We start from the raw sequence: 25,825 nt of genomic DNA on the forward strand, positions 1-25,825 counted from the left end.
CGCCGTTTCACGTTCCGGGAACCTTGGTCTGTCACAACGGGTTCAGACCCTGTGCGTTTTCGCCGCGATGGACACGCGGGGAAACGGGCGTAGGCTGAGTGTCCGATTGGATTGGGGAATCCGTGATGCGGGTCGCTGGGGAGCGTACCGTTTTCTGCCTGATGGCCGTGATCGCGGGCATGGCGGCCGGCCACGCCGGCGTCGCTTGCGCGGCTCAGAAGGTCGGCAAGGCCGCGCCCGCGCCGGCTCCCAAGCCCCTCGCGCCGATCTCCTTTCAGGTAAAGCCCGAGAGCCTGCGTCCGCTCGATCCCGAAAGCGCCACGGGGTTCGCGGCCCGCGATCTCGACGCGCCCCAGGGCAAGGTCGAGGGCGGCTTTACGCTGTCGCCCGCCGCCCTGGCCGGCGACGCCCGCATCCTCGACGCCGATCGCTTCTATGACGGCGCGGGTCCCGTGACCTGGCGCTCCAACGCCTTCAGCCACCAGGCCAAGGCCGGCGGTCCGATCGACTCGGTCCGCGTCTCGATGGCCGGCATGGCGCCGACCGCCGCCTATGCGCCGCTGACCCTGGTCCGCCCCGACAACGAGGACGGCTACGCGCTGCGCGAGGTCGACGTGACCGTGACGCGCGGCTGGCCCTCGGCCATGTCGCTGGAAGGCCGCAGGTTCGCCCTCGACGTCACGCCGCACGCCGGCATCGGCTATGGCGGGGCCGGCGGCTCGGCCGAGGCCGGCGCCACCGTGCGCCTGGGCAAGAAGAAGAACATGGGCGCCCGGGTGAACGACGCCCTCGGCGTCCAGGACGGCAATGCGGCCTTCGGGACGCGCGGACGCTGGTACATCTTCGCCGCCGCCAGCGGCCGGGCCGTGGGCCTGAACATGCTGCGCGGCCAGAACGGCGACTGGAGCCGCGCGGGCCTGACCCAGGACGCCACCAGCAAGCTGATCGGCGACAGCCAGGCCGGCATCGCCTGGCGCCGCGGGCCGATGCAGGCCTCGCTGGGCTACATCCACCGCGCGATCAAGGCCAGGGAAGGCATCATGGGTCTGGCCACCCAGAAAGACGACGTGGTGGCCCTGTCGTTCAGCCTCAAGCCCCAGTGGTAGGCGCGCTCAAGCTGCTGGCGAGCGGGCCAAAGGCCTATTAGGCTTGTGTTCCGGGCCGCTTTCATGCAGCTAGCGCCGTCCCTTCCACCAGCCGCCAAGCGAGATCATGAGCGATAGCGAGCCCCCGCGCCGCAAGACCCTGAGCCTGAAGAGCGCGGTCGCCGCGCCCGGCGGGCCGCCGCCGCTCGAGCGTATGGTCAAGCCGTCGGCCCGCGCCACCGTGTTCACGCCCCATGCGGCCCCGCCGCCGCCGGCTCCCGCGCCAACCGGCGACTGGAAGTGCAAGCCTTGCGGTACGCGTTTCGATCCGCCGACGGACATCCCCGATGAGGACTCGGTCCGCTGCCCGTCGTGCAACGCCCGCCTGGGCCTGGCGTCGGACTTCCGCGCCGATCCGCCGAATGTCGAAAAGCTGCGCGCCCGGCACCTGAAGAAGGCTTAGGGGCGCTCACCAGCCGCCGTAGCGGGGCGAGAAGCGGGCTCTGAGATCGTCGACCTCGCGCTCGGCGTCACGGATCGCCGCGTCGGCGCGGCGGCCGTCCTCGATCGCCTCCCGACGCTCGCGACGCAGCCGGTTCAGACGATCGCGCAGTTCGCGGATCTGCTCGTCGGTGAGCTTGGGATTGCGCAACTCATCCTCGACCCCGTCGGCCTGGCGGGCGCGTTTGTCGGCGCGCGCATCGGCCGAGCTGAGATCCGACCGCGCCGACTCCAGCCGCTGCGTCGCCGCGTGGACCCGCTCGCCGTCCGCGTAGCCGCCCAGGAATTCGGCCTCGACCGGCGGCGGGCAGACCCCGGCATAGGCCTTGCCCTCGCGGCCGACCCGGAAGCCGTTCGGTTCGGTGCAGTAGCGTTTCAGCCCCTCGGCGCGCGCCGCGAAATAGGGGACGGGCTCCGGCGTCACCCCCACCTTGGCGCAGGCCTTGGCGTGGGCGTCGAGGCGGCTCATCGGGCGGCCGTCCACCCCGTCGCCGTAGCCGACCGCGCCCCAGTCGCCGCTCAGGCACTGCTCCTTGCTGATGGTCGCGCAGCCGACCGTGGTCAGCGCCCCAGCGACAGCCACCCCGACGATAAGGCTTCGCATCGATAGGCTCGGCATCCGAAAGCTCCCCTGGTGTCGGGCGAGCATAGAGCTTGGCCGTGTGAACCGTGGCTGAACGGCGTTCAGCGGCCGTCTCCGGGAAACCTAGGGCTCCAGCGGCGCCGTGATGCCGACCGGGCCCGGCTCGTCGCGGATGATCACGCCCGTGCTGCTGGACGGGGCGGGGAGCTGTTTCTTGAACAGGCCGCGCCACAGGCTCTGCTCCTCGACCGCGCTGGTCCACACCGTGCCCTCCAGCGCCTGCTGGCGCCCCGCGTCGTAGATGCGGCGCATCAGGTCGGTCTCGAACTTCAGCAGGTTGGTCCCCTCGAAGCTGTTGGGGATCGAGGCCACGCTGAGCGGCAGGTTGTGGCGCGAGCAGAAGCCGGCGGCGAGACTCAGCGCCTGGCGGTACGAGAACCGCAGCATGGTGTCGAAGCTGCGGGCCATGATCGAGGCCACGCCGGGCGGGGTCGACTGGGGCGAGGGATCCAGCACCGTATTGACGATCACATGCACCCGGCCGCGCCGGAAGCGGGGGCCGAGGTTGCGCCAGTGCAGCAGGGCGTCGGGCATCAGAAAGAGCGGCGCGGCGACGCCGCCGTCGACGTGCATTTCCTGGTGATGCTGGCCGTCGACCTCGACGTCGATCAGCTTGGGCGGGAAGATGCCCGGCACCGAGGACGAGGCGACCAGCAGGGTGCGGAACAGCTTCAGGGCCGCGTCGCCGCCGTGGTTGGCGATCTCGCCCATGTCCCAGACGACGGCCCGCTGGCTGTCGAGATTGGTGGTGGCGATCAGCAGGCGCCGGCCCTTCAGGTGCTCGAGCGCGACGGCGTCGACCATCTCCTGGTCGACGAAGGTCTCGACCAGGGCGTCCAGGCTCTCGCCCTTGAAGATGCTGGGGCCCAGAGCGGTCCCCAGGCGGCGGAAGCTGAGCAGTTCGGCCGCGTGGCCGCCGACATAGGCGTCGGTCAGGCGCTCGTCCCAGGCCGGGCCGAGGAACGCCAGGGGCGCGATCAGGGCCCCGGTGCTGACGCCGGTGACGATGGCGAAGTCGGGGCGGCGGCCCGCCTTGGTCAAACCCGCCAGGACGCCCGCGCCATAGGCGCCGCCGGACGCGCCGCCGGACAGGGCCAGGATGTTGAACTCGTCGCGGCCGATCAGCGAGCGCAGCGGCGCCAGGCGGTCGGCGGCGCTCTTCAGGGCGTCGTCGGCCTGGTCGACCGAGAGGCGCACGCCCGGGAAGCCCTGGGCCTCGACGTGGCGCTCCGACGTCGGCGCGGGCAGGCGCTTGCCGCGCAGCGGATCGGTGGCCTTCCTGTCCTTGAAGAAGCCCTGGAGGTTGATCTTGCCGGCGGGATCCTTTTCCAAGGAGCGCCTCTAGCGCGCGCCGGCCAGCACCACGCCCACCAGGACGGCCGCGTAGTGCAGGCCCGCGCCGCCGATGACGTGGCCGTGCCAGATGGCGCGGCGGAACTTAAGCCGTTGCATCAGGTAGAAGATGGTGCCGGTGGAATAGACCAGGCCGCCGATGGCCAGCAGCAGCAGGGCCACCCAGGACAGGCCGTCGATCATCGGCTTGATGGCGACCAGCACCAGCCAGCCGAGGGCGAGGTAGAGGCCGACCCAGAAGCGCTTGTCCAGGCCCGGCAGGAACAGCTTGGCCAGCACGCCAGCGCCGGCGACGGTCCACACCGCCGTGGTCATGCCGATCGCCCACCAGCCGTGCAGGTTCTGGGTGGTGAAGGGCGTGTAGGAGGCGGCGATCATCACGAAGATGCCGGCGTGGTCGAAGCGGCGCAGCAGCGGCCGCCAGCGGGCCTTGGCGAAGTTATAGGCGGTCGACAGCGACAGCATCAGGATCAGCCCGACGGTATAGACGCTGACCGCGGCCACCTGCTGCAGATTGCCGATCCCGAAGGCCAGGCCCAGCAGGATGCCGCCGCCCAGCAGGGCGCAGGCTAGGCCGGCCAGGTGCACCACCAGGTCGGCGCACTTGGCGGCCGGGGTCGGATAATGCGTGGCGACCTCGGTGGCGATGATGTCGGTCGTGGTGGTCGTCATGGCCCGCTCGATACGAAATGCAGTACGTCCGAACGCTAGGTTCGTTCCGTGACATATAAGCGTCGATCATCGTGGCCGCGAAAGGGCGTCGGCGACACGATCGAGGTAAAAATCAGCGGAACCGAAAAGCCCCGTCCTTCGACAGGCTCAGGATGAGGTTTTCTACTGAAGCGATTTTGGTCCTCATCCTGAGCTCGTCAAAGGACGGGGACCACGCAAGGCGTCAGAAAAAAGAGGCCCCTCTAAAAGAGAAGGCCTCTGGCCCCGTCGAACACCAGTTTGCCGCCGACCGCGACCAGCAACACGTAGATGACCTTGTAGAAGCCCTCGGCCGGAACGCGGCGCACCACCCAGACCCCGCCCCAGGTCGAGGCGATGGCCAGGGGCAGCAGCACCCCGGCGGTAGCCAGCACCTTGGGCGTGAACTGGCCCAGGGCGGCGTAGGCCGGCACCTTCATCCAGTTCACCACGGCGAAGAAGATGGCGCTGGTGCCGATGAAGGCGTCGCGCGGCAGGCGTCGCGGCAGCACGTAGATCTGGAACGGCGGGCCGCCGGCGTGGGCGATCTGGCTGGTGAAGCCGGCCGCCGCGCCGCATAGGGCGCCCAGCCACGGCCGGCCTGGAGTCGCCTCGACCTGGGCGGCGGCCTTGACGGCGCGCTCGGCCCACAGGCGCTGCAGGGCGAAGGCCACCGAGATCAGACCGACGGCCAGCTCCACGGCGGCCTCCTTGACGAAGGCGGCCAGGGCCCAGCCCAGGAAGATCCCGACCGCGGCGGCCGGCAGCATCAGGATCAGCAGGCCCTTGTCCCAGCTCTTCCGGAAGGCCCAGACGCTGACCACGTCCTGAACCAGCAGGATCGGCAGGGTGATCGAGGCGGCCATGACGGGCGAGACGGCCAGGGCCATCACCGGCACCGCCACCACGCCGATCCCGGCGAAGCCGCCCTTGGCCAGGCCCAGCAGGATCACGGCGGGAATCGCCACCGCGTAGAAGAACGGATCGGTCAGCATGGCCGGTGCTTAGCAGCAAGCCCCGCCCCTGCCTATTCAGGCCGCTGCCAGTGCTGTCCGACGCTCCAGGCTCAGGCTGAAGGCGGCCAGGGCGAGCGCGGAGAGCGGCACCACGGCGGCGACCAGGGGCACGGCGGCCAGGCCCGGGCCGTGGTCGATCACCGCCCCGCCCAGCCAGGCGCCGAAGGCGTTGCCCAGGTTGAAGGCGGCGATGTTCAGGCTGGAGGCCAGGCCCTGGCCCGCGCCGCCGGCTTGAGACAGCACCCGCATCTGCAGCGGCGCGACGGTGGCGAAGGCGGCCGCGCCCAGCAGGAAGGCGGCGATCACCGCGCCGACCTGGCTGTGGAAGGCGAAGGCCGAGGCGCCCATCACGATCGTCAGCAGGATCAGGGTCCCGGCCAGGGCCGCGTTCAGGCTCTTGTCGGCCCAGCGGCCGCCCGCCAGGTTGCCGGCCACCAGGCCCGCGCCGAACACCAGCAGGATCGGCGAGACGGCGGCCTGCGAGAAGCCGGCCAGCTGGGTGAGGATCGGCTGGATATAGGTGAAGACCGCGAACACCCCGCCAAAGCCCAGCACGGTCATGGCCAGGCCCAGCTGCACCTGCGGACGGGCCAGCACGGCGAACTCCTCGCGCAGCGGGGCGGGCTCGGCCGTCTCCCTGGCGCTGGGAACCAGCACGGCCAGGACCACGAAGGCCAGGGCGCCGACGGCGGCCACGGCCCAGAAGGCCATCCGCCAGCCGAAGGCCAGGCCCAGCCACGCGCCGAACGGCACGCCCAGCAGGGTGGCGAGGGTCAGGCCGGTGAACATGATCGAGATCGCCGAGGCCTTGCGCTCGGGCGCCACCAGGGAGACGGCGACCAGCGCGCCGACGCCGAAGAACGTGCCGTGCGCCAGGGCGGTCACGAGCCGCGCGGCCATCAGGATGCCGTAGGTCGGGGCGATGGCGGCCAGGATGTTGCCCAGGGTGAAGATCGCCATCAGCACCAGCAGGGTGGTCTTCTTCGGCAGGCGGCGCGTGGCGAGGGTCAGGATCGGCGCGCCGACGAAGACACCCAGGGCGTAGCCGGTCATCAGCAGGCCGGCGGTCGGGATCGAGACGCCGAGATCGGCGGAAACCTGCATCAGCAGGCCCATGATGATGAATTCGGTGACGCCGATGCCGAAGGCGCCGACGGTCAGGGCATAGAGGGCGAGGGGCATGACGGCTCTCGTATTGGGTTCGGACCCCCAGATAGCGCCGGCATGTTCGATGAATTAGATTGGATGAAGGAACTTTACTTGTGAAATGAGGGCACAATGGCGCGCTCGGAGATCAATCGCTCGGGGGAGATGGAGGTCTTCGCCCGCGTCGTCGAGGAGGGCGGCTTCACGGCCGCCGCCAAGGCGATGTCGATGACCCCGTCGGCGGTCAGCAAGCTGGTGGCGCGGCTGGAAGCGCGGCTCGGCTCGCGGCTGATCAACCGTTCGACCCGCAAGCTGCAGCTGACCGCCGAGGGCCTGACCTTCCACGAGCGGACCCTGCGGGTGCTGGCCGACCTGGACGAGGCCGAGCGCTCGGTGGCCGCCTGCGCCGTGCCGCGCGGCCGGCTGCGGATCAACGCCAACGTGCCGTTCGGCCTGCACCACCTGCTGCCCGTGGTCCCGAAGTTCACGGCCCTGAACCCCGAGGTCCAGGTCGACGTGACCCTGACCGACCAGGTGATCGACCTGCTGGACGAGCGGACCGAACTGGCGATCCGGGTGGGGCCGATGCGGCCCTCGCAACTGGTGGCCAGGAAGCTGGGCGACAGCCGCACCGTGCTGGTCGCCTCGCCCGACTATCTGGCAAGGCGCGGGACGCCGCGGCATCCCGACGACCTGGCCGATCACGACCTGATCACCTTCAACTTCTCGCGCCAGTGCGACGAGTGGCCTTTCAAGATCGGCAACGAACGGGTCTGCTATCCCGCCCACGGCCGCGCCATGGTGGGAGACGGTGAAAGCGCCACGCACCTGGCCCTGGCCGGGCAGGGGATCACCAAGCTGGGCATCTTCCACATCGTCGATCACATCCGGGCGGGCAGGCTGGTCCCGGTGCTGGACGACTTCAATTCCGGCGAGCTGGAGACGGTCAGCGCCGTCTATGTCGGCCACGCGGGTCCGCTGCCGGCGCGGGTGCGGGCGTTCATTGACTTCCTGGCGGCGGAGGTCGATGTGGACTGGCCGATGGGGCGAGCGGTCCAAAACTAACGTGTCATCCCGGCCGCAGCGAAGCGGAGAGCCGGGACCGCGACAGGCTCGGAGTTCCCGGCGGTCCCGGCTCGGCGCGCTTCGCGCTTGGCCGGGATGACAGGTTTCAACGGTCGAGCATCACCTCGGCGATCTGCACCGCGTTCAGCGCCGCGCCCTTGCGCAGGTTGTCGCCGACCACGAACAGGGCCAGGCCATGCGCGACGGTCGGGTCGGGCCGGATGCGGCCGACGAACACCGGATCCTGGCCGGTCGCCGCCAGCGGGTTGGGCACCTCGTCCAGCACCACGCCCGGGGCGGCGGCCAGCAGCGCGGCGGCCTCGGCCGCGGAGATCGGCCGCTCGAACTCGACATTGATCGACAGCGAGTGGCCGGTGAACACCGGGACGCGCACGCAGGTGCCCGACACCGGCAGGCCGGGGATCTCGAGGATCTTGCGGCTCTCGTCGCGCAGCTTGACCTCTTCCTCGGTGTAGCCGTCCTCGACCACGCGATAGTTCAGCGGCACGACGTTATAGGCCAGAGGCACGGCCCACTTGACCGGGGCGGGCAGGGGCGCGGCGTCGGGCGAGCGGGCCAGGCCCTCGATGTCGCCGTCCAGCCCCGCGTTCAACTGCTGGCCCAGCACCTGGATGCCCGCCACCCCGGCGCCCGAGGCGGCCTGGTAGGTGCTGACGGTCAGGCGCTTCAATCCGGCGTGGTCATGCAGGGGCTTCAGCACCGGCATGGCGGCCATGGTGGTGCAGTTGGGGTTGGCGACGATGCCCTTGGGGATATTGGCCAGCGCGTGCGGATTGACCTCGGCCACCACCAGCGGGACGTCCGGGTCGGAGCGCCAGGCCGAGGAGTTGTCGATCACCACGGCCCCGGCCGCCGCCGCGCGCGGGGCCAGCTCCAGCGACGTGCCGCCGCCGGCCGAGAAGAACACGATGTCCAGGCCGGCGAAGTCGGCGGTCGCGGCGTCCTCGACCACCACCTGGGTTCCCTTGAAGTCGACCTTGGTTCCGGCCGAGCGGGCCGAGGCGAACAGGCGCAGGTCCGCCAACGGGAAGTCCCGCTCGGCCAGCAGCTCGCGCATCATGCCGCCGACCAGGCCGGTGGCGCCGACGACGCCGACGCGGGGCGGGTTGGCTCGGGAAAACTTGAAGCTCACGGGTCTACGTCTCCTGAAAAGTGCGGAGGCGCGGGCTTGGAGCTCTCAAGGGTGTGAGAACCGGCCCCGCGCATCGGCGGGGCTGGTTGGGGATGCTCGCTAGTTCGCGCACAGACCCGACCACGCCCCGCCGAGGCGGGTCGTTTTCGGGGTAATAATCATGGTCGCGCGGACTTGCATCGGCGCGGTGAATAGCGGGGAAGCGTGGCCGCGTAAAGGGCGGCTTTTGGGGGACGAGGTTGCGGCGGGGCGGAGCTGTGGCGGTCGAAGGGGTAAGTTCATGCCGCGCCGTCATCCCGCGCATAGAGCGCGGGATGACGGGGTTTGGGGGTGTGTCGCTTCCTTCTCCCCGGAGAAGGAGCCCTCCTTACATCTCACGGCGAGACGATCGCCGGTCTGGACAGGTCACTCAAGGACCGGTCTACGACCGGCCGCGCGCGGCGGCCCGGAGGGCCGTCCTTGACTGACCTGTCCAGACCGGCACGCTGCAGCCTCCAAGAGATTCAAGGATCGCACCCGACCGGTGGTCGTGGCGGGCAAACAGGGGCTCGGCCGTACTCCAGTACGTGCAAGATTGGTTAGGAGAACTGCTTGGCGCGGCCACCTCTGAGATCATCTAACAGCTTAGATGAAGCGATCAGCCGTCTCCGTCATGCGACGAAGCGCATTATGTACGCCGTTGCTTGGGCTCGGGCGGTAAATGAGACATGGCGGGCGTTTAACCGTCACGAAGCTCGACAAGACGTCGCTGATAGTCCTGCATCCCCTGCGGCTCACGTGTACGAACGAGCAACGCTAGATGCGCAGATTATGATGGTGTCCCGCGTGTTCGACGCGCCAGGGCGCGGGCATATCCTTGTGCAAAATCGAATGAGTTTTTCCGTCTGTCGAGAGCTTCTGGCTCTGCCGGGCGTCACGCATCGGCTGCTAGAGGAAAGCGAAGACTGGAATGAACTTGGCGCTGAAAATCGCGATCGCCTGACGGCGCGCTATCATAGCTTCCTCGAAGCGCTCTCCAGGCTTGAGAACGAGGAGCCAAATCGCGTTCGGCTAGTCAGAGGCTTTCGAGACGAGAACATCGCCCACGATCTGCGTTTCGACGTACTGCCACAACGCCCGCAATACGATCACATTCACGGTTTGGTTGATGAGGCTTCAAACCTCATCGGCCACCTCTCGATGGTATCCAATGGAGCAGTGATCCATTGGGGGGATGCAGATATTCAGAGCAGTACAACCTGGATGTGGAGCGCGGTGGCGGAGGCCCAGCGACGCAGCAGTTAGCCCCTCACCCCTGCTGCCCCAACCGTTCCCAGCCCTCGAAGAACGGGAACCGCTCCGCCCAGAACTCTACCAACCTCGGATCCGCATCCACCCGCCTGACCACCTCGCTCATCCGCGGCGCCGCCTCGTAGAACCGCACGCGGCGCGGGCCCCAGCGGCTGAGCACCGTGACATAGAGGTCTAGCACGCTCAGCTCGTCGCCCAGCAGATACCGCCCCCCAATCTTCTCGCTGAAGGGCGTGATCTGGCTTTCCATCATCGCCCAGCAGTCGACGATCCGTTCCTTGATCGCGGCCTTGATCCTGGCCTGGAGCCCGGCGTCGGGGCCGGCCAGGCGCGAGGGTTCGTCGCTGATCCAGAACAGCGAATAGATCGAGGCCGGTATGAAGGTCATCCAGCGCAGGAACTGAGCCCGCGTAGGATCGTCGAGCGCGGGACCGAGCCGCGCTTCCGGATAGCGGTCGGCCAGCCAGATCAGGATGGCGGCGCTCTCGGTGATCGTCTCGCCGTCGGGGGTGACGAGGGCCGGAATCTGCTTAAGGGGATTGATGGCGGCGACCTTGGCCTGCTCGGCCTCGCCCTCCCAGGTCGGGGCTTCGACGATCTCATAGGGCAGGCCGATCAAGGACATAGCCGCCTCGACGGGCACGCCGCCCGAGCCGAGAGCGCTGAAAATCGTGAACGGTTTCTCCACAAATCATCCCCTATGTTGTGGGCGCGGCCCATTGTCACACTAAATGTAGTGGGTCACTATCAGGGTGCGTCGGGCGTCGGCCTGCCGTAGCCTTAAGCCTACCCCGTCCGCTCGATTCTCGCTCCCGAGGCCCGCCATGTCTGCTCCGTCGTCGCTCATCCTGCCCGGCCTGATGACCCCGTCGGGCGGCTACAAGCCGTTCCGCTATCCGTGGGCCTACGACTTCTGGAAGACCCAGCAGCAGGTCCACTGGATGCCCGAAGAGGTGCCGCTGGGCGAGGACCTCAAGGACTGGGCCGTCAAGCTGAACGACAAGGAACGGAACCTGCTGACGCAGATCTTCCGCTTCTTCACCCAGTCCGACATCGAGGTGCAGGACAACTACATGGAGCGCTACGGCCGGGTGTTCAAACCGACCGAAGTGAAGATGATGCTGGCCTCGTTCGCGAACATGGAGACGATCCATATCGCGGCCTACGCCCTGCTGCTCGAGACCATCGGCATGCCCGAGACCGAGTTCTCGGCGTTCATGGAATACGAGGCCATGAAGGCCAAGCACGACTACATGCAGACCTTCGGCGTCGACACCAATGCCGACATCTGCCGCACCCTGGCCATGTTCGGCGGCTTCACCGAAGGCCTGCAGCTGTTCGCCTCGTTCGCCATGCTGATGAACTTCCCGCGCTTCAACAAGATGAAGGGCATGGGCCAGATCGTCTCGTGGTCGATCCGCGACGAGAGCCTGCACTGCGACGGCATCATCAAGCTGTACCACGCCTTCAACAAGGAAACCGGCGCGGTGACCAAGAGCGTGGCCGACGACATCGTTGACTGCTGCAAGCACGTGGTCGGGCTGGAGGACAAGTTCATCGACCTGGCCTTCGAGGCCGGCGAAATCCAGGGCATGACCCCCGAAGACATCAAGGCCTATATCCGCTTCATCGCCGACTGGCGCCTGCGCCAGCTGCAGCTGCCGGAAGTGTACGGCGTGAAGGAAAACCCGCTGCCCTGGCTGCAGTCGCTGCTGTCGGGCGTCGAGCACGCCAACTTCTTCGAGGCGCGCGCCACGGAATATTCCAAGGCCGCGACCAAGGGCCAATGGCACGGCGCCGAGGGCGTCTGGACCAGCTTCGACGAGATGATGAAGAAGCGCACGGACCTGACGCCGGCGCAGTGATCGCTTCACGAGGGGCGTGAGCAGAGGGCGGGATCCGGAAGCCGGGTCCCGCCCTTTGTTGTTTCGCTTCCTGGGCGTCAGGGCCGACGGAGGGCGGCGCCCGGCGGCCTTACGGCTGATACTTCTTCGGGATCGCCTTGATCTCTTCCGGCGTCAGCTTGGTGATGGTCTTGGCCCGGATCGGGATGGCCATGCCCAGGCCGTCGCCGACGCGCAGATCCAGGTCCAGCGGACCGCAGACGCTGTCGGGGCCGCGCACGATCGACACCAGATGCGTGCCCGGCCAGGTCAGCTGGTTGGAGCCCCACGCCAGGTCGACGCGATAGACGTCGCGACCGCGGACCTTCATGTACAGGGTGTTCTTGTCCGGCGCGGTCCAGCCGCGCCAGTCGGACAGGTAGAAGCACTGGCGGGCGGGCTTGGCCGCCTTGACCGGGACGTCGCCTTGCGCCGCCGAAGCGGCCGCGGCGCCCATGCCGGTCAGAGCGAGCCCGATCAGCGCCGAGCGCGCGATGTGGGTGATCTTGCTCATGACGTCATCGTCCTCAAAGGCCCCTCGCCTCAAGAGATTGGACCTCGCCGGGGCCTTGTCAAGTTTTTACTGTACATTTGAAACTGTACACGAAAAAGCCCGCCAGGTTGGAAACCTGACGGGCTCGGGGAGCGGGCTGTGATCGAAGCCGTGCTGGAAGGGCTTTAGGCCTTGGCGGGCTCGGTGTCGGGCTGGATCTCGTCCAGCTCGCCTTCCCACTTGGCGACCACGGCGGCGGCGACGCTGTTGCCGACGACGTTGGTGGCCGAGCGGCCCATGTCCAGCAGGTGGTCGACGCCGAGCACCAGGGCGATCCAGGCTTCCGGCAGGCCGAAATAGGTCAGGGTGGCCATGATCACCACCAGCGAGGCGCGCGGCACGCCGGCGATGCCCTTGGACGTCACCATCAGCAGCAGCAGCATGAAGATCTGCTGCTGGACCGAAAGGTGCACGCCGTGCGCCTGCAGGATGAACATGGTGGCGAAGGTGCAGTAGAGCATCGAGCCGTCGAGGTTGAACGAATAGCCCAACGGCAGGACGAACGAGACGATGCGACGGCGCACGCCGATCTTGGGCAGGCTGTCGAGGATGCGCGGATAGGCGGCTTCCGACGAGGCGGTCGAGAAGGCCAGCAGGGCCGGCTCGCGGATCACGCCGAACAGCGGGATCACCCGCTTGCCCAGCACCAGGAAGCCGGCGACGAACAGCAGCAGCCACAGCGTGCCCATGGTGGCGTAGAAGCCCAGCACGAACTTGCCGTAGACGGCCAGCATCGACAGGCCCTGGGTGGCGATGGTCGAGGCCAGGGCGCAGAAGATCGCCAGCGGGGCCAGCTTCATGACGAAGCCGGTGACCTTCAGCATCACCTGGGCGCCTTGCTCGGCCAGTTCCAGGATGTGCGGGGCCTTGTTGTCCAGCGAGGCGACGGCGGTGCCGACGAACAGGCTGAAGACCACGATCTGCAGGATCTCGTTCTTGGCCATGGCCTCGAAGATCGAGGCCGGCACCAGATGGGTCAGGAAGCCCTGCAGGGTGAAGGTTTCGGTCGAGGCCGCCGGGGCGTTGGCGGCGCTGGAGAGCTCGGTCAGGTTCAGGCCCGCGCCCGGGTGCAACAGGTGCACCATCAGCAGACCCAGCAGCAGCGATACGGCCGAGGCGCTGATGAACCAGGCCATGGTCTTGGCGCCGATCCGGCCCACGGCGGCGGCGTCCTCCATGTGGGCGATGCCCGCGACGAGCGTCGTCAGCACAAGCGGGGCGATGATCATCTTGATCAGCCGCAGGAAGAGGTCGGTTCCCATCTTGAACCACTTGACCGCTTCTTCGGTCTGGGCCGGATCGAGGAACTGATTACAGGCCCAGCCGACCATGACCCCCAGGATCATGGACGCGATGATCAGATAGGCGAAGCGCTTGTTCATGAATCCCCCTGGCGTCTGTCTCGACGTCGACGGCCTTGTTCTGGTGTTCGGAAGGAACGACGCGCGAGAACGCTCGCGCCGCCATTCGCCCCTCCTTGAGCATTTCAGCCCTTGTGGCCGACCGGCGCCGGTTCGTCCATGCCCTTGCGATGACAGGGCCTAGCTTCCGGCAAACCAAGCCGAAGAATTAGGCTCATACTGAAGACGGAAGTCCGCGCGACTTCCTCACCTTCGCTAAGTAATAAATCATTCCCATTCGGCCCGGCCGGCGTCTCGCCAACGTCGCAAAACGTCGCTATAAGGACCCATGTCGAACCAAGAAAAAGCAATCGCCGTCGTCGAACGGCTCAATGACGAATACGAACGCGCCGTCGACGCTCTGCGGACCGCCCTGCGCGCCTATCTCGAAAACGGAACCCGCCCGGACCCGCAGACGCGGTTCGACGGCACGTTCGCCTATCCCGAGCTGCGCCTGACCTATGACCCGGAGGCCCTGCCGCCCAAGCTGGCCCGCTCGTACGCCCGCGTCAGCCGCCCCGGCGTCTATTCGACCACGGTCACCAAGCCGGCCCAGTTCAAGGACTATCTGGTCGAGCAGCTCAGCCTGCTGATGGACGACTTCGACGTCGAGATCGAGGTCGACCGCTCCAGCCAGGAGATCCCCTATCCCTACGTGCTGGACGCCACGATCGACCTGAACCAGGCCGACGTGCGCAGCGAGGACATCGCCCGCTTCTTCCCGACCACGGACCTGGCCTTCATCGGCGACGAGATCGCCGACGGCGTCTGGAACCCGGCGCTGGAGGAGACCCGCCCGCTGTCGCTGTTCGACGGCCTGCGCACCGACTTCTCGCTGGCGCGCCTCAAGCACTACACCGGCGCCCCGGCCGAGGACGTGCAGCAGTTCATCCTGTTCACCAACTATCACCGCTATGTCGACGAGTTCGTCCGCTGGGGCATCGAGCAGCTGCAGCAGGAGGGCAGCCCCTATACGGCCCTGTCCTGCTCGGGCGGCCTGACCATCACCGCCGACACGGTCAATCCGGAACTGGCGATCGCGGAGTCGACCTGGCGCAAGCACCAGATGCCGGCCTACCACCTGATGGCCCCGGGCGGCGCGGGCGTGACCCTGCTCAACATCGGCGTCGGCCCGTCCAACGCCAAGACCATCTGTGACCACCTGGCGGTGCTGCGCCCTCAAGCCTGGCTGATGATCGGCCACTGCGGCGGTCTGCGCGACACCCAGACCATCGGCGACTATGTGCTGGCCCACGCCTATCTGCGCGACGACCACGTGCTGGACGCCGTGCTGCCGCCGGAGATCCCGGTGCCGTCGATCGCCGAGGTGCAGCGCGCCCTCTACGACGCGGCCAAGGCGATCAGCGGCGACAGCGGCGACCAGCTGAAGAAGCGCCTGCGCACCGGCACCGTCGTCACCACCGACGACCGCAACTGGGAACTGCGCCACAGCCTCTCGGCCCTGCGCTTCAACCAGAGCCGCGCCGTGGCGATCGACATGGAGAGCGCGACCATCTCGGCCCAGGGCTATCGCTTCCGGGTGCCGTACGGGACGCTGCTGTGCGTGTCGGACAAGCCGCTGCACGGCGAGATCAAGCTGCCCGGCCAGGCCAACGCCTTCTACGAGCGGGCGATCAGCCAGCACCTGCAGATCGGGATCCTGACCTGCAAGCTGCTGCACGCCGAGGGCCCGAACCTGCACTCGCGTAAGCTGCGAGCCTTCGACGAGCCGCCGTTTAGATAAGGGCGGCCTGGACGATGCTCCCCCGTTGTCGGGGGGGCGTCTGGAGCGTCACTCCTCGCTCCACGCCTTGATCAGTTGATGGGCGATCGCCAGCGACGGCGGGCAGAACACGCCCTCGATCTCGCCCTTGATCAGCCGGACAGCCTCGTCCTTCGAGAACCAGCGGACTTCCTCCAGCTCGGTCTGGTCGGGCGCGGCTTCGGCGCTGTCGACCTCGGCGATCAGGCCAATCATCAGCGAGCCCGGCCATGGCCAGGGCTGGCTGGAATGGTAGCGGACGGCGGTGGCGGTCAGCCCGGCCTCCTCCTTCAGCTCGCGGGCGCAGGCCTCCTCGATGGTCTCGCCGGGCTCCAGGAAGCCGGCCAGGGCCGAGAACATGCCCTTGGGCCAGGCCGCCTGGCGGCCCAGAAGGCACTTGCCGTCATGGACCGCCAGCATGATCGCCACCGGGTCGGTGCGGGGGAAGTGCTCGGCGTCGCAGGCGGGGCAGATGCGCTTCCAGCCGCCGTCGGCGACCTCGCTCTTCTCGCCGCAGTTGCTGCACCAGCGATGGCGGCGACGCCATTCGAACATCGACTTGGCGGTCGCGAGAATCCCGGCGTCGGCCGGCGGCAGGGTCGCGGCCGCGCCGCGCAGTTCCTCGAACCGGCCCAGGCCCTGCAGCGGGCCCTCGGCCGGGTCTGCGGCGGTGTCGATATCGACCGCGAACACCGCGATGTCCTTCCACAGGCCCAGATAGAGCAGCTTCTCGTTCCCGCCGGCCAGGTCCTGGGCCATGTCGGCGCGCAGATAGGCGATCTGGACGCCGACGGGCTTTCCGTCTTCGCCAAGGACGTCCTCGACCAGCGGCTTGCCGTTCCACAGCGCCACGGCCAGCGACTCGGGGTCGGCCAGCCTTTCGGCCAGCCAGGCTTCGTCCCCCCGCCGCTCGCTGTCGCGGTTCAGGGGGTTGCCGGCGAAGGTGTTGGTGATGATCGACAGAGCCATTTCGACTCTCTAGCGCGAGCGTGATTGTTCGTCACGACGTCGCATGTGCGTCATGCGCCTTGCATCCGCCGCGATGAGTCGCGATATAGGCCTCGGAGATCGGCGCGGACGGAGTCCTCGCCAACTTGGTCAGGGCCGAGAGGCAGCAGCCACAACGAGATCAGCTCTGGGTCGCTGTCGGTCTCCACCCTTCCCCTTTTCCTGAAATCGTCATCGCTCTACAGCGAGGCCGCAATGGTCGCTGGACCAAACCCTCGTCCTTCGACAAGCTCAGGATGAGGATTTGGACTGCCCTCGGCTCATCCTTGGGACCAGTCCCTGTCAGTAGCCCTCATCCTGAGCTTGTCGAAGGACGAGGGCGGCGTTACCGGACTGTCCATGGCCGACCTCGACGATCTCTCGCCTGATTCCGCGCCGCCGTGGGACGAAGCTCCCCCCAAGGAAGACTTGGCCGAGCGCGACGAGAACACCGCCGACATCTTCGGCGAAGCGCCAGCGCCCGCGCCGGTCGCGGAGGCGCGTCCCGTGGTCGAGTCTCCGCCCGAGAGCGAGAAGGGCGACGCCTATACCGTGCTGGCGCGGAAATACCGCCCGCGCACCTTCGAGGACCTGATCGGCCAGGAGGCCATGGTCCGCACCCTGGCCAACGCCTTCTCCACGGGCCGCATCGCCCACGCCTTCATGCTGACCGGCGTGCGGGGCGTCGGCAAGACCACGACCGCGCGCCTGCTGGCCCGGGCGCTCAACTACGAGACCGACACCGTCAAGGGGCCCTCGGTCGACCTGACCGTCGAGGGCTATCACTGCCGCTCGATCATCGAGGGGCGGCACATGGACGTGCTGGAACTGGACGCCGCCTCGCGCACCAAGGTCGACGAGATGCGCGAGCTGCTGGACGGGGTGCGCTACGCCCCGGTCGAGGCGCGCTACAAGGTCTACATCATCGACGAAGTGCACATGCTGTCGACGGCGGCGTTCAACGCCCTGCTGAAGACGCTGGAAGAGCCGCCGCCGCACGCCAAGTTCATCTTCGCCACCACCGAGATCCGCAAGGTGCCGGTGACGATCCTCTCCCGCACCCAGCGCTTCGACCTGCGCCGGGTCGAGCCGGACGTGCTGGTCAAGCACTTCGACAAGATCTCGGCCAAGGAAGGCGCGCGGATCGAGATGGACGCCCTGGCCCTGATCGCCCGAGCGGCCGAGGGCTCGGTGCGCGACGGCCTGTCGCTGCTGGACCAGGCCATCGTGCAGAGCGATCGCGGGGCCACGGTCACCGCCACCATCGTCCGCGACATGCTGGGCCTGGCCGATCGCGGCCAGACCATCGCCCTCTTTGAAAACGTCATGGCCGGCAAGACCAAGGACGCGCTGGAGGGCTTCCGCGCCCTCTGGGGCTTCGGGGCCGATCCGACGGTGGTGATGCTGGACGTGCTGGACCACTGCCACGGCGCGGCGGTGGCCAAGGCCCTGGGGCCGGACGCCCTGTCGATGCCCAAGGAGCAGGCCGCCCGTCTGGCCGCGATCGGGGCCCATACCTCGGCCGGCACGCTGTCGCGCCTGTGGCAGATGCTGCTGAAGGCCCACGAGGAGGTGCGCCGCGCGCCCGACGCCATGGCCGCGGCCGAGATGGCCCTAATCCGCCTGTGCTACGCCGCCGACCTGCCCGGCCCGGAAGAAGCCCTGAAGGCCCTGCGCGACGGCGCGCCGCCCGGCGGAATTGGCGGCGGCGGTTCGGGCGGCGGTGTCTCGATGGGCGGCGGCTCGGCCGGCGGCGCGAGCTCGGCCGCCCATGCGCCCATGACCATGGCCGCGCCCGGGGCCCTGGCCATGCCGGTGGTGGCCTCGTTCGACGACGTCATGGCCCTGATCGCCGCGCGGCGTGACATCGGCTTGCGGCTGGACGTCGAGCAGTATGTCCGCCCGATCAATTTCCGGCCCGGCGCCATCACCTTCGAGGCCGCGCCCGGCGCGCCCGGCAACCTGGCCGGCCGCCTGGTCCGCTTCCTGAAGGAAGCGACCGGCCAGCCCTGGCTGGTGGCCGCCGAGGGCGGCGGCGGGGCCGAGAGCCTGATGGAGCGCCAGAAGCGCGAGGAGCGCGAGGCGCTGGCCGAGATCAAGAAGGATCCGTTCGTCGCCTCGGTGCTGTCGGCCTTCCCCGGCGCCGAGATCGTCGAGATCCGCAAGCTCCTCACCCCCGAGACCCCGCCTCTGGAGCCGGACGAGGAAGAGGGCTGACGATAGAGGCTGTCATCCCGGCCAAGCGCGCAGCGCGCCGAGCCGGGACCACGGCAAGCGCCGGTCTGTCCGGCGGTCCCGGCTTTCGCCGGGATGACAACCAAGGTTGGAGATTGAGACCATGAAAGACCTCGGCGGCCTGATGAAGCAGGCCCAGGCCATGCAGCAGAAACTGGCGGACGCCCAGGCGCGTCTGGCCGAGAGCACCGTCGAGGGAACCTCGGGCGGCGGCATGGTCACCGTCACCCTCAAGGGCACCGGCGAACTGGCCAAGGTGGTGCTGGACGAGAGCCTGATCGAGCCGGGCGAGGGCGAGGTCATCGCCGACCTGATCGTCGCCGCCCACGCCGACGCCAAGAAGAAGCTCGACGCCAAGCAGGCCCAGATGATGCAGGAGGCCGCCGGCCCGATGGCGGGCCTGATGGGCGGCATGCCCGGGATGAAGTTCTAGGTTGGCGGAACCGATATCCTCGTCCTTCGACACGCTCAGGATGAGGATATCCACCGACTCGACAATCACCCTCACCCTGAGCCTGTCGAAGGGCGTGGGTGAAGCACCGCCTTCGCAAAGGACCTGATGGCCGCCTCCGCCGGACCCGAGATCGAGCGCCTGATCGCTCTGCTGTCCAAGCTGCCGGGGCTGGGGCCGCGCTCGGGCCGGCGGGCGGCCCTGGCCCTGCTGAAGAAGCGCGACACGCTGCTGGCGCCGCTGGCGGCCGCCATGGCCGACGCCCAGGCCAAGGTCCGCGCGTGCTCGGTCTGCGGCTCGCTGGACGTCACCGATCCCTGCGCCATCTGCTCGGACGGCTCGCGCGACGGCCGCCTGCTGTGCGTGGTCGAGGAGGTCGGTTCGATCTGGGCCATGGAGCGCGGCGGCTCGTTCAAGGGCCGCTACCACGTGCTGGGCGGGCTGCTGTCGGCGTTGGACGGGGTCGGGCCGGACTCGCTGCGCATCGCCGAGCTGGCGGCCCGGGTGGCCGAGGGCCCAGATGAGGAGCGAGTGGCCGAGGTGATCCTGGCCCTGCCGGCCACGGTCGACGGCCAGACGACCGCCCACTACATCGCCGACCGCCTGGCCCGCACCAATGTGCCGGTGACCATGCTGGCGCGCGGCGTCCCGGTCGGCGGCGACCTCGACTGGCTCGACGACGGCACCATCGCCCAAGCCCTGCGCGCCAGACGTCCAGCTTGAGCGAAATCCTGGGGATCGCCCTGGAAACCGGCTGACAGCTTGGCCTTCCCGCGCCAAGCTCCGCATCGTCGCGTTCGGCCGGTCGCCGGCGCGCGCCAGTGGAGGGACTGATTACATGAGCACGCCCGAGGACAAGGCTCCGGAAACCGAAGCCGAAGCGCCGCACCCGGCCAAGGTCGGCGTGGTCGACCGCGGCCACAACGTCACCGGCTTCGGCGGCGAACCGATCAGCGGCATGATCGCCGATCTCGCCGACGGCGACGACTGATCCAGGCGGCGGCCGGGCGAAGAGCCCGGCCGCCTTCCGTTTTGGGCCGACTCCCGCTAAGAACGGAGCATGAACTTTTCAGATCCGTTCCTGATCCTGGCCATCGTCTTCGCCCTGGCGACGATCGCCTGCGCCCTCTGGGCGTTCGCAGCTCAGCGCCGGGCCGCCAAGGCCGAGGCCCAGGCCTGGATGCTGAACGAGAAGGTCGCCCAGGCCGAGGAGCGCACGCGCCTTCTGGAGGACCAGACCGCCACCCAGATCGAGCTGATCAAGGCCCAGGCCGCCCAGAGCGCCAACGCCATCGCCGAACAGCTGATCAAACGCGCCGACGAGAACGCCAAGAGCCGCGACAACCTCACCCAGGCCCGGCTGGAGGCCCAGCTGAAGCCGGTGGCCGAGACCCTGGCCAAGTTCGAGGCTCAGGTCACCGCCGTCGAGAAGGCCCGCGCGGAAGAGACCGGCGGCCTCAAGGCCCAGATCGCCCAACTGCTGGAAGCCTCGACCGCCACCCAGACCGAGGCCCGCAAGCTGTCGGCCGCCTTGCGCCGCGGGGCCGGCGTCCAAGGCCGCTGGGGCGAGCAGATGCTACGCAACGTGCTGGAGATGGCCGGCCTCAAGCACGGGGTGGATTTCACCGAGCAGGTCCAGCTCGACTCCGGCCGGCTGCGCCCCGACGTGGTGGTGCGGATGCCCAAGAACGCCGCCTTCGTGATCGACGCCAAGTGCTCGCTGACCGCCTATCTTGAGGCCCAGGACGCCAGCGACGAGATCGCGCGGGAGGCGGCCTATGTCCGCCATGCCGCCAGCCTGCGCACCCACGTCCAGCAGCTGTCGGCCAAGGCCTATTGGGACGCGCTGGAGATCTCGCCCGACTTCGTGACCATGTTCGTGCCCGGCGACGGCATCCTGACCGCCGCGCTGGAGCGCGCGCCCGAGCTGATGACCGAGGCGATGGACAAGCGGGTGATCATCGTCACGCCCTCGACCCTGTTCGCGCTCTGCAAGGCCGTGGCCTATGGCTGGCGGGTCGAGGAGCAGGCCAAGAACGCCGTCGAGGTCGCCGCCCTGGGGCGCGAGCTCTACAAGCGCATCGCCGACATGGGCGGCCACGTCGCGGGCGTGGGCCGTTCGCTGTCGGCGGCGGTCGACAAGTATAACGCCTTCGTCGGGTCGCTGGAGAGCCGGGTCCTGCCCAAGGCCCGCGAGTTCGAAAAGCTGAAGGTCGACCACGGCAAGTCGATGGACGAACTAGAGGCCATCGAGACGGCCGTCCGCCCCATCACCAAGCTGGACGTGGGACAATCTCCCACCTTGACGCTCGGAAATGACCCCACTACCTGAGGGGGACCATGGCTATCCGTCGCATCCTCACCGTCGATAACGCCGCCGACCTGGCGACGCTGAAGAAGATCTCCGCGCCCGTGGAGACCGTCACCGACGCGCTGCGCGCGCTGATGGATGACATGCTGGAGACCATGTACGACGCCCCGGGCATTGGCCTGGCCGCCGTGCAGGTGGGCGAGCCCGTGCGGGTGATCACCATGGACCTGGCCCGCGAGGGCGAGGAGCCGGCCCCGCGCTACTTCGTCAATCCCGAGATCCTGTCGACCTCGGAAGACACCCTCGGCTACGAGGAAGGCTGCCTGTCGGTGCCGGAATATTTCGACGAGGTCGAGCGTCCGGCCAAGGTCACCATCCGCTACATGAACTACCAGGGCGAGACCGTCGTCGAGGAGGCCGAGGGCCTGTTCGCCGTCTGCATCCAGCACGAGATGGACCACCTGGAAGGCGTGCTGTTCATCGACCACCTGTCGCGCCTGCGCCGCGACCGCGCCATCACCAAGGTGAAGAAGGCGCGCCGGGCGGCTTAGGGGGCGGCTTTTTCTGGAAATCCAGAGATAGCCGTCATCCCGCGACGTGTTCGCGGGACCCATCTGTCCGCCGCAGGTGCGGGGCAAGGTGTCCTCTCAAGCGAGAGCTGAACCATGGGTCCCGCGCATGAAGCGCGGGATGACGGGGGATTATGTCTGGGTTTCGAGCGTCCTTCCTCGCGGAAGGGAGCCCTCCTTACATCTCACGGTGAGACGATCGCAGGGCTGAGCGGGCTCTAGAACCCCTCTCCTTTAGGGAGAGGGAGGGGCCCGCCGCGAAGCGGTGGGAGGGTGAGGGGTTACGAGGTTTGACGGGGTGCCGGCACTCCGTCAAACCTCGTAACCCCTCACCCCAGCCCTCTCCCTATGGGAGAGGGAGCATGCTCGACAACCATTCATCGCAGACTTGCGCGCCCCTACCGCTTCCGCCCCTGATCCGTCTCATACGGCGTCCCGTCGCGGTGACGGTAGACATCCTCCCCCTCCCGCAGAACGAGATCGATATCGGGATAGTCGCAGCCGTCCGTATCCGGCCGCCGCGAGCCGATCTCCAGCAGCAGCACGTCCCTGTCCGAGCGGTTCTGGAAGCAGTGGCCGTTGGCCACCCCGGCCTTGAAGCCCGCGCAGTCGCCGGCCCGCAGCACCGTCTCGCCGTCGTTGTCGACCAGCACGACCTCGCCCTCGACCACCCAGGTGAACTCGTCCTCGGCCGTGTGCCAGTGGCGCTGGCTGGACCAGGCGCCAGGCGGCAGGCGCAGGAGGTTGACGCCGAACTGGTCGAGCCCGACCGCGTCGCCCAGCTTGGTGCGATGGCGTTGCAGGCAGGGCGCGTTGAACGGCGCGGGATAGGCCGTGCCGACGCGGGTCGGGGCCGAGGCGATATCGATCTTGGGCATCAAGGACCTTGGAAGAAGTTTGCCGGGTTTGCGTCCCGCCGGAGGGAAGCCTAAACCCCGCACCATGACCAGCCCCGCGCCCGTTTCCGTCAGCATCGACGCCGTAGAGCTTGCTCAAGCCCTGATCCGCCGCCCTTCGGTGACCCCGGCCGACGCGGGCGCGATGGATACGCTGCAGCGCCAGCTGGAAGCGCTCGGCTTCACCTGCCGGCGCATGACGTTCGGCGAGATCGAGAACCTCTACGCCCGGCGCGGAACGGCCAGGCCCAACCTCTGTTTCGCCGGCCACACCGACGTGGTGCCGGTCGGCGACGACGCGGCCTGGACCGCCGGTCCGTTCGAAGCCGAGATCAAGGCCGGCGTCCTCTACGGCCGGGGCGCGGTCGACATGAAGAGCGCCATCGCCGCCTTCGTCGCCGCCGTGGGCAAGGTCCCAGAGCACGCCGGTTCGATCAGCTTCCTGATCACCGGCGACGAGGAGGGCGTGGCCGAGGACGGCACGGTCAAGGTGGTCGAGGCCCTGGCCGCCGAGGGCGAGGCCATCGACCACTGCATCGTCGGCGAGCCGACCTCGGCGAACCTGCTGGGCGACATGGTCAAGATCGGCCGGCGCGGCAGCATCAACGCCTGGATCGCCGTGGACGGCGTGCAGGGCCACGTGGCCTATCCGCATCGCGCCGCCAACCCGATCCCGGTGATGGTCGACATCCTGTCGCGCCTGCAGAGCCGAGTGCTGGACGAGGGCTATACGGGCTTCCAGCCCTCGAACCTGGAAGTGACCACGGTCGATGTCGGCAACGCCGCCACTAATGTCATTCCCGCCAGCGCCAAGGCGCGCATCAACATCCGCTTCAATCCCGCCCACCAGGGTAAGGATCTGGCGGCCTGGATCGAAAGCGAGTGCCGCGAAGCCGCCGAGGGTTTCTCCGGCCGGGTCGAGGCGCTGTGCAAGATCAGCGGCGAGGCCTTCCTGACCGCGCCAGGCGCCTTCACCGACGTGATCGTGGCCGCCGTCGGCGACGCCACGGGCCGGGTGCCCGAGCTGTCGACGACTGGCGGCACCAGCGACGCCCGCTTCATCCGCGCCCTGTGCCCGGTGGTCGAGTTCGGCCTCGTGGGCTCGACCATGCACCAGGTCGACGAGCGGGTCCCGGTCGAGGAGATCCGCCAGCTGGCGGGCGCCTACGAGGCGCTGATCAACCGCTACTTCGCGGCCTTCGCTTAAGAGCCGGCGCGTCGACATGAAGGCGCTCTCGATCCCCGACGTGCTGGCCGAGGTGGCGGTGCTGGTGAAGCCGCACTTCGGCAAGGGCCGCGCCGCCGACTACATCCCGGAACTGGCGACCGTGCCGGGGCGCAAGTTCGGCATGGCCGTGCGCACGGTCGATGGCGGCGAGCACGTGATCGGCGACGCCGACGAGGGCTTTTCGGTCCAGAGCATCACCAAGGTCTTCGCGTTGGGGCTGGCGCTCAACCGCCTGGGCGACGAGACCTGGACCCGGGTCGGCAAGGAGCCGTCGGGCACGCCGTTCAACCACCTCTCCTTGCTGGAAGCCGAGGGCGGGGCGCCGCGCAACCCGTTCATCAACGCCGGCGCCCTGGCTATCACCGATGTGCTGTTGGACGTCACGCGCGATCCGGCCGCGTTGGTCCGGGACTTCGCCGGCTTCCTGTGCGACGAGCGGCTGGAGATCGACGGGGCGGTGGCGGCCTCGGAGCTGGCCCATGCCTGGCAGAACCGGGCTATCGCCAGCCTGATGCGCGGCAAGGGCACCCTGACCCACGAGCCCGAGGGCGTGGTGGCCGCCTATTGCCGCCAGTGCGCCCTGACCATGAGTTGTCGCCAGCTGGCCCGGGCCTTCCTGCCCCTGGCGGCGGGCGGCTTCTCGCCGGTGGCCCAGGAGACGGTGTTCCCCGAGCGCCTGACCCGGCGGCTCAATTCGCTGCTGCTGACCTGCGGCATCTATGACAGCGTCGGCAACTTCGCCTACCGCGTCGGCCTGCCGGCCAAGAGCGGCGTGGGCGGCGGCATCGTCGCGGTGATCCCAGGCAAGGCGACGGTGGCGGTGTGGTCGCCGGAGTTGGACCGGTTCGGCACCTCGGTCGTCGGCACGGCGGCGCTGGAAGCGTTCAGCCAGATCACCAACTGCTCGGTGCTGTAGAGACTTTGACGCGGCTCAAGGGCGCCGGTTCGCGCCTGGGCCACCCTGATCGTCATGAGCCGGCGTATTCTCATCCTGGTCGGGCACCCCGACCCAAGCCCCGATCGTTTCGGCGGCGCCTTGGCGAGCGCCTATGCCGACGCCGCGGTGAAGGCCGGCCACACCGTGAAACGCGTCGACCTGGGAGGGATGGATGTCCCCTACCTGCTCGGCCAGTCGGAGTTCGAACAGGGACAGCCGCCGGCCGAAATTCGCGCCCTGCAACAGGACATCGAGCGGGCCGAGCATATCGTGCTGCTGTTTCCCCTGTGGCTGGGCGGCGTTCCGGCCAAGCTGAAGGCGCTCCTGGAGCAGGTGTTTCGCGGCGGCTTCGGCTTCGCCATCGGCGAGCGGGGCTGGATCTCCAAGCTCAAGGGCCGCTCGGCGCGCCTGGTCGTCACCATGGGCATGCCCGGCCCGGTGTTTCGCCTGGTCTTCGGCGCCCATGGCGTGAAGGCGATCGAGAAAGGCATCCTGATGCTGGCCGGCGTGCGGCCCATCCGCAGCTCGATCATCGGCGGGGTCGAGTCGATCGGACCGGCCGGCCGGGCGCGATGGCTGGCCAGGATGCGGGCGCTGGGCGCCAAGGCCGCCTAGTGTGCTGGATTTGAAGTTCGCCCGCACTTGGATCAGGCTCTGAGCGAACTTAAAAT

The 25,825-nt window shown here is 68.3% G+C and carries 26 protein-coding genes, 1 other RNA gene and 1 pseudogene; 16 read left to right on the forward strand and 12 right to left on the reverse strand.

What is annotated here, in order from left to right:
- Nucleotides 1–125: 125 nt before the first annotated feature.
- Both AC1RJ9_RS04450 and AC1RJ9_RS04455 read left to right on the forward strand, forming a co-directional pair.
- Nucleotides 126–1,106, forward strand: a complete 981-nt coding sequence (locus AC1RJ9_RS04450; RefSeq protein ID WP_492836337.1) for a lipid A-modifier LpxR family protein — start codon at nucleotides 126–128, stop codon at nucleotides 1,104–1,106.
- Between the two features lie 106 nt (nucleotides 1,107–1,212).
- Entirely contained in the window at nucleotides 1,213–1,548 is a 336-nt protein-coding gene (locus tag AC1RJ9_RS04455) for a hypothetical protein (protein ID WP_492836339.1), read from the forward strand.
- Nucleotides 1,549–1,554: 6 nt separating this feature from the next.
- Here AC1RJ9_RS04455 and AC1RJ9_RS04460 read toward each other — a convergent pair whose 3' ends face one another.
- The 5 genes from AC1RJ9_RS04460 to AC1RJ9_RS04480 form a co-directional block, all read right to left on the reverse strand.
- Nucleotides 1,555–2,190, reverse strand: a complete 636-nt coding sequence (locus AC1RJ9_RS04460; protein WP_492836341.1) for a DUF2799 domain-containing protein — start codon at nucleotides 2,188–2,190, stop codon at nucleotides 1,555–1,557.
- A gap of 102 nt (nucleotides 2,191–2,292) precedes the next feature.
- Entirely contained in the window at nucleotides 2,293–3,561 is a 1,269-nt protein-coding gene (locus AC1RJ9_RS04465; RefSeq protein ID WP_492836343.1) for a patatin-like phospholipase family protein, read from the reverse strand.
- A gap of 9 nt (nucleotides 3,562–3,570) precedes the next feature.
- Complete coding sequence (trhA, locus tag AC1RJ9_RS04470; protein ID WP_492836345.1) at nucleotides 3,571–4,254, reverse strand: PAQR family membrane homeostasis protein TrhA; 684 nt, start codon at nucleotides 4,252–4,254, stop codon at nucleotides 3,571–3,573.
- A 242-nt stretch (nucleotides 4,255–4,496) separates the two neighbouring features.
- Nucleotides 4,497–5,267 carry a sulfite exporter TauE/SafE family protein gene (locus AC1RJ9_RS04475; protein WP_492836347.1) on the reverse strand — a complete coding sequence of 257 codons (771 nt, stop codon included), beginning with the start codon at nucleotides 5,265–5,267 and terminating at the stop codon, nucleotides 4,497–4,499.
- A gap of 36 nt (nucleotides 5,268–5,303) precedes the next feature.
- Entirely contained in the window at nucleotides 5,304–6,470 is a 1,167-nt protein-coding gene (locus AC1RJ9_RS04480) for an MFS transporter (RefSeq protein ID WP_492836349.1), read from the reverse strand.
- A 96-nt stretch (nucleotides 6,471–6,566) separates the two neighbouring features.
- Here AC1RJ9_RS04480 and AC1RJ9_RS04485 point away from each other — a divergent pair, with 96 nt between their 5' ends.
- Nucleotides 6,567–7,499 (forward strand): LysR family transcriptional regulator, encoded by a 933-nt coding sequence (locus AC1RJ9_RS04485; protein WP_492836351.1) that lies wholly within the window; start codon nucleotides 6,567–6,569, stop codon nucleotides 7,497–7,499.
- 106 nt (nucleotides 7,500–7,605) lie between these two features.
- On the opposite strand, the gene AC1RJ9_RS04490 is transcribed toward AC1RJ9_RS04485, so the two are convergent.
- Complete coding sequence (locus AC1RJ9_RS04490) at nucleotides 7,606–8,652, reverse strand: aspartate-semialdehyde dehydrogenase (RefSeq protein WP_492836353.1); 1,047 nt, start codon at nucleotides 8,650–8,652, stop codon at nucleotides 7,606–7,608.
- Between the two features lie 591 nt (nucleotides 8,653–9,243).
- Between AC1RJ9_RS04490 and AC1RJ9_RS04495 the strand changes: the two genes are divergently transcribed.
- Complete coding sequence (locus AC1RJ9_RS04495) at nucleotides 9,244–9,936, forward strand: AbiU2 domain-containing protein (protein WP_492836355.1); 693 nt, start codon at nucleotides 9,244–9,246, stop codon at nucleotides 9,934–9,936.
- A gap of 4 nt (nucleotides 9,937–9,940) precedes the next feature.
- Here AC1RJ9_RS04495 and AC1RJ9_RS04500 read toward each other — a convergent pair whose 3' ends face one another.
- Nucleotides 9,941–10,630 carry a glutathione S-transferase family protein gene (locus AC1RJ9_RS04500; protein WP_492836357.1) on the reverse strand — a complete coding sequence of 230 codons (690 nt, stop codon included), beginning with the start codon at nucleotides 10,628–10,630 and terminating at the stop codon, nucleotides 9,941–9,943.
- Nucleotides 10,631–10,766: 136 nt separating this feature from the next.
- Here AC1RJ9_RS04500 and AC1RJ9_RS04505 point away from each other — a divergent pair, with 136 nt between their 5' ends.
- Nucleotides 10,767–11,807, forward strand: a complete 1,041-nt coding sequence (locus AC1RJ9_RS04505; protein WP_492836359.1) for a ribonucleotide-diphosphate reductase subunit beta — start codon at nucleotides 10,767–10,769, stop codon at nucleotides 11,805–11,807.
- Between the two features lie 109 nt (nucleotides 11,808–11,916).
- Here the strand turns inward: AC1RJ9_RS04505 and AC1RJ9_RS04510 are convergent, their stop codons facing one another.
- Nucleotides 11,917–12,339, reverse strand: coding sequence for a DUF6491 family protein (locus tag AC1RJ9_RS04510; protein WP_492836361.1), 423 nt, complete (start codon nucleotides 12,337–12,339; stop codon nucleotides 11,917–11,919).
- Nucleotides 12,340–12,503: 164 nt separating this feature from the next.
- Nucleotides 12,504–13,760: a dicarboxylate/amino acid:cation symporter gene (locus tag AC1RJ9_RS04515; protein WP_492836363.1), complete on the reverse strand. Its 1,257-nt coding sequence runs from the start codon at nucleotides 13,758–13,760 to the stop codon at nucleotides 12,504–12,506.
- Nucleotides 13,761–14,067: 307 nt separating this feature from the next.
- Here AC1RJ9_RS04515 and AC1RJ9_RS04520 point away from each other — a divergent pair, with 307 nt between their 5' ends.
- Nucleotides 14,068–15,522 (forward strand): AMP nucleosidase, encoded by a 1,455-nt coding sequence (locus tag AC1RJ9_RS04520; RefSeq protein ID WP_492836365.1) that lies wholly within the window; start codon nucleotides 14,068–14,070, stop codon nucleotides 15,520–15,522.
- Nucleotides 15,523–15,570: 48 nt separating this feature from the next.
- Here AC1RJ9_RS04520 and nudC read toward each other — a convergent pair whose 3' ends face one another.
- A complete protein-coding gene (nudC, locus tag AC1RJ9_RS04525; RefSeq protein ID WP_492836367.1) occupies nucleotides 15,571–16,509 on the reverse strand; it encodes an NAD(+) diphosphatase in 939 nt (312 codons plus the stop codon).
- A 91-nt stretch (nucleotides 16,510–16,600) separates the two neighbouring features.
- Here nudC and ffs point away from each other — a divergent pair.
- From ffs to def, 7 genes are all read left to right on the forward strand, one after another.
- Nucleotides 16,601–16,701, forward strand: an RNA gene (ffs, locus tag AC1RJ9_RS04530) — signal recognition particle sRNA small type.
- A gap of 186 nt (nucleotides 16,702–16,887) precedes the next feature.
- Nucleotides 16,888–18,744, forward strand: a complete 1,857-nt coding sequence (locus tag AC1RJ9_RS04535; protein ID WP_492836369.1) for a DNA polymerase III subunit gamma/tau — start codon at nucleotides 16,888–16,890, stop codon at nucleotides 18,742–18,744.
- 121 nt (nucleotides 18,745–18,865) lie between these two features.
- Nucleotides 18,866–19,195 carry a YbaB/EbfC family nucleoid-associated protein gene (locus AC1RJ9_RS04540; protein ID WP_125157003.1) on the forward strand — a complete coding sequence of 110 codons (330 nt, stop codon included), beginning with the start codon at nucleotides 18,866–18,868 and terminating at the stop codon, nucleotides 19,193–19,195.
- 126 nt (nucleotides 19,196–19,321) lie between these two features.
- Nucleotides 19,322–19,936, forward strand: a complete 615-nt coding sequence (recR, locus tag AC1RJ9_RS04545) for a recombination mediator RecR (protein ID WP_492836371.1) — start codon at nucleotides 19,322–19,324, stop codon at nucleotides 19,934–19,936.
- 115 nt (nucleotides 19,937–20,051) lie between these two features.
- A complete protein-coding gene (locus AC1RJ9_RS04550; RefSeq protein WP_492836373.1) occupies nucleotides 20,052–20,204 on the forward strand; it encodes a hypothetical protein in 153 nt (50 codons plus the stop codon).
- A 69-nt stretch (nucleotides 20,205–20,273) separates the two neighbouring features.
- Complete coding sequence (locus AC1RJ9_RS04555) at nucleotides 20,274–21,545, forward strand: DNA recombination protein RmuC (protein WP_492836375.1); 1,272 nt, start codon at nucleotides 20,274–20,276, stop codon at nucleotides 21,543–21,545.
- An 8-nt stretch (nucleotides 21,546–21,553) separates the two neighbouring features.
- The gene (def, locus tag AC1RJ9_RS04560; RefSeq protein ID WP_492836377.1) at nucleotides 21,554–22,075 is read left to right on the forward strand and encodes a peptide deformylase; all 522 of its coding nucleotides are present in this window, start codon (nucleotides 21,554–21,556) and stop codon (nucleotides 22,073–22,075) included.
- A 252-nt stretch (nucleotides 22,076–22,327) separates the two neighbouring features.
- Here the strand turns inward: def and AC1RJ9_RS04565 are convergent.
- Together AC1RJ9_RS04565 and AC1RJ9_RS04570 are read right to left on the reverse strand one after the other, a co-directional pair.
- A pseudogene (locus AC1RJ9_RS04565) lies at nucleotides 22,328–22,474 on the reverse strand (hypothetical protein).
- Between the two features lie 17 nt (nucleotides 22,475–22,491).
- Nucleotides 22,492–22,971, reverse strand: a complete 480-nt coding sequence (locus tag AC1RJ9_RS04570) for a cupin domain-containing protein (RefSeq protein WP_492836379.1) — start codon at nucleotides 22,969–22,971, stop codon at nucleotides 22,492–22,494.
- A 64-nt stretch (nucleotides 22,972–23,035) separates the two neighbouring features.
- Between AC1RJ9_RS04570 and dapE the strand changes: the two genes are divergently transcribed.
- Genes dapE through AC1RJ9_RS04585 form a run of 3 tightly spaced genes read left to right on the forward strand, consistent with a single transcriptional unit; the run spans nucleotide 23,036 to nucleotide 25,769 of the window.
- Entirely contained in the window at nucleotides 23,036–24,196 is a 1,161-nt protein-coding gene (dapE, locus tag AC1RJ9_RS04575) for a succinyl-diaminopimelate desuccinylase (RefSeq protein ID WP_492836381.1), read from the forward strand.
- Between the two features lie 16 nt (nucleotides 24,197–24,212).
- On the forward strand, nucleotides 24,213–25,133 hold the full coding sequence (locus AC1RJ9_RS04580) for a glutaminase (protein WP_492836383.1): 921 nt from the start codon (nucleotides 24,213–24,215) through the stop codon (nucleotides 25,131–25,133).
- A 54-nt stretch (nucleotides 25,134–25,187) separates the two neighbouring features.
- Nucleotides 25,188–25,769, forward strand: a complete 582-nt coding sequence (locus AC1RJ9_RS04585) for an NAD(P)H-dependent oxidoreductase (protein WP_492836385.1) — start codon at nucleotides 25,188–25,190, stop codon at nucleotides 25,767–25,769.
- Nucleotides 25,770–25,825 lie beyond the last annotated feature (56 nt).

The sequence above is a fragment of the Caulobacter sp. GW822-FHT07D08 genome, assembly GCF_058798735.1.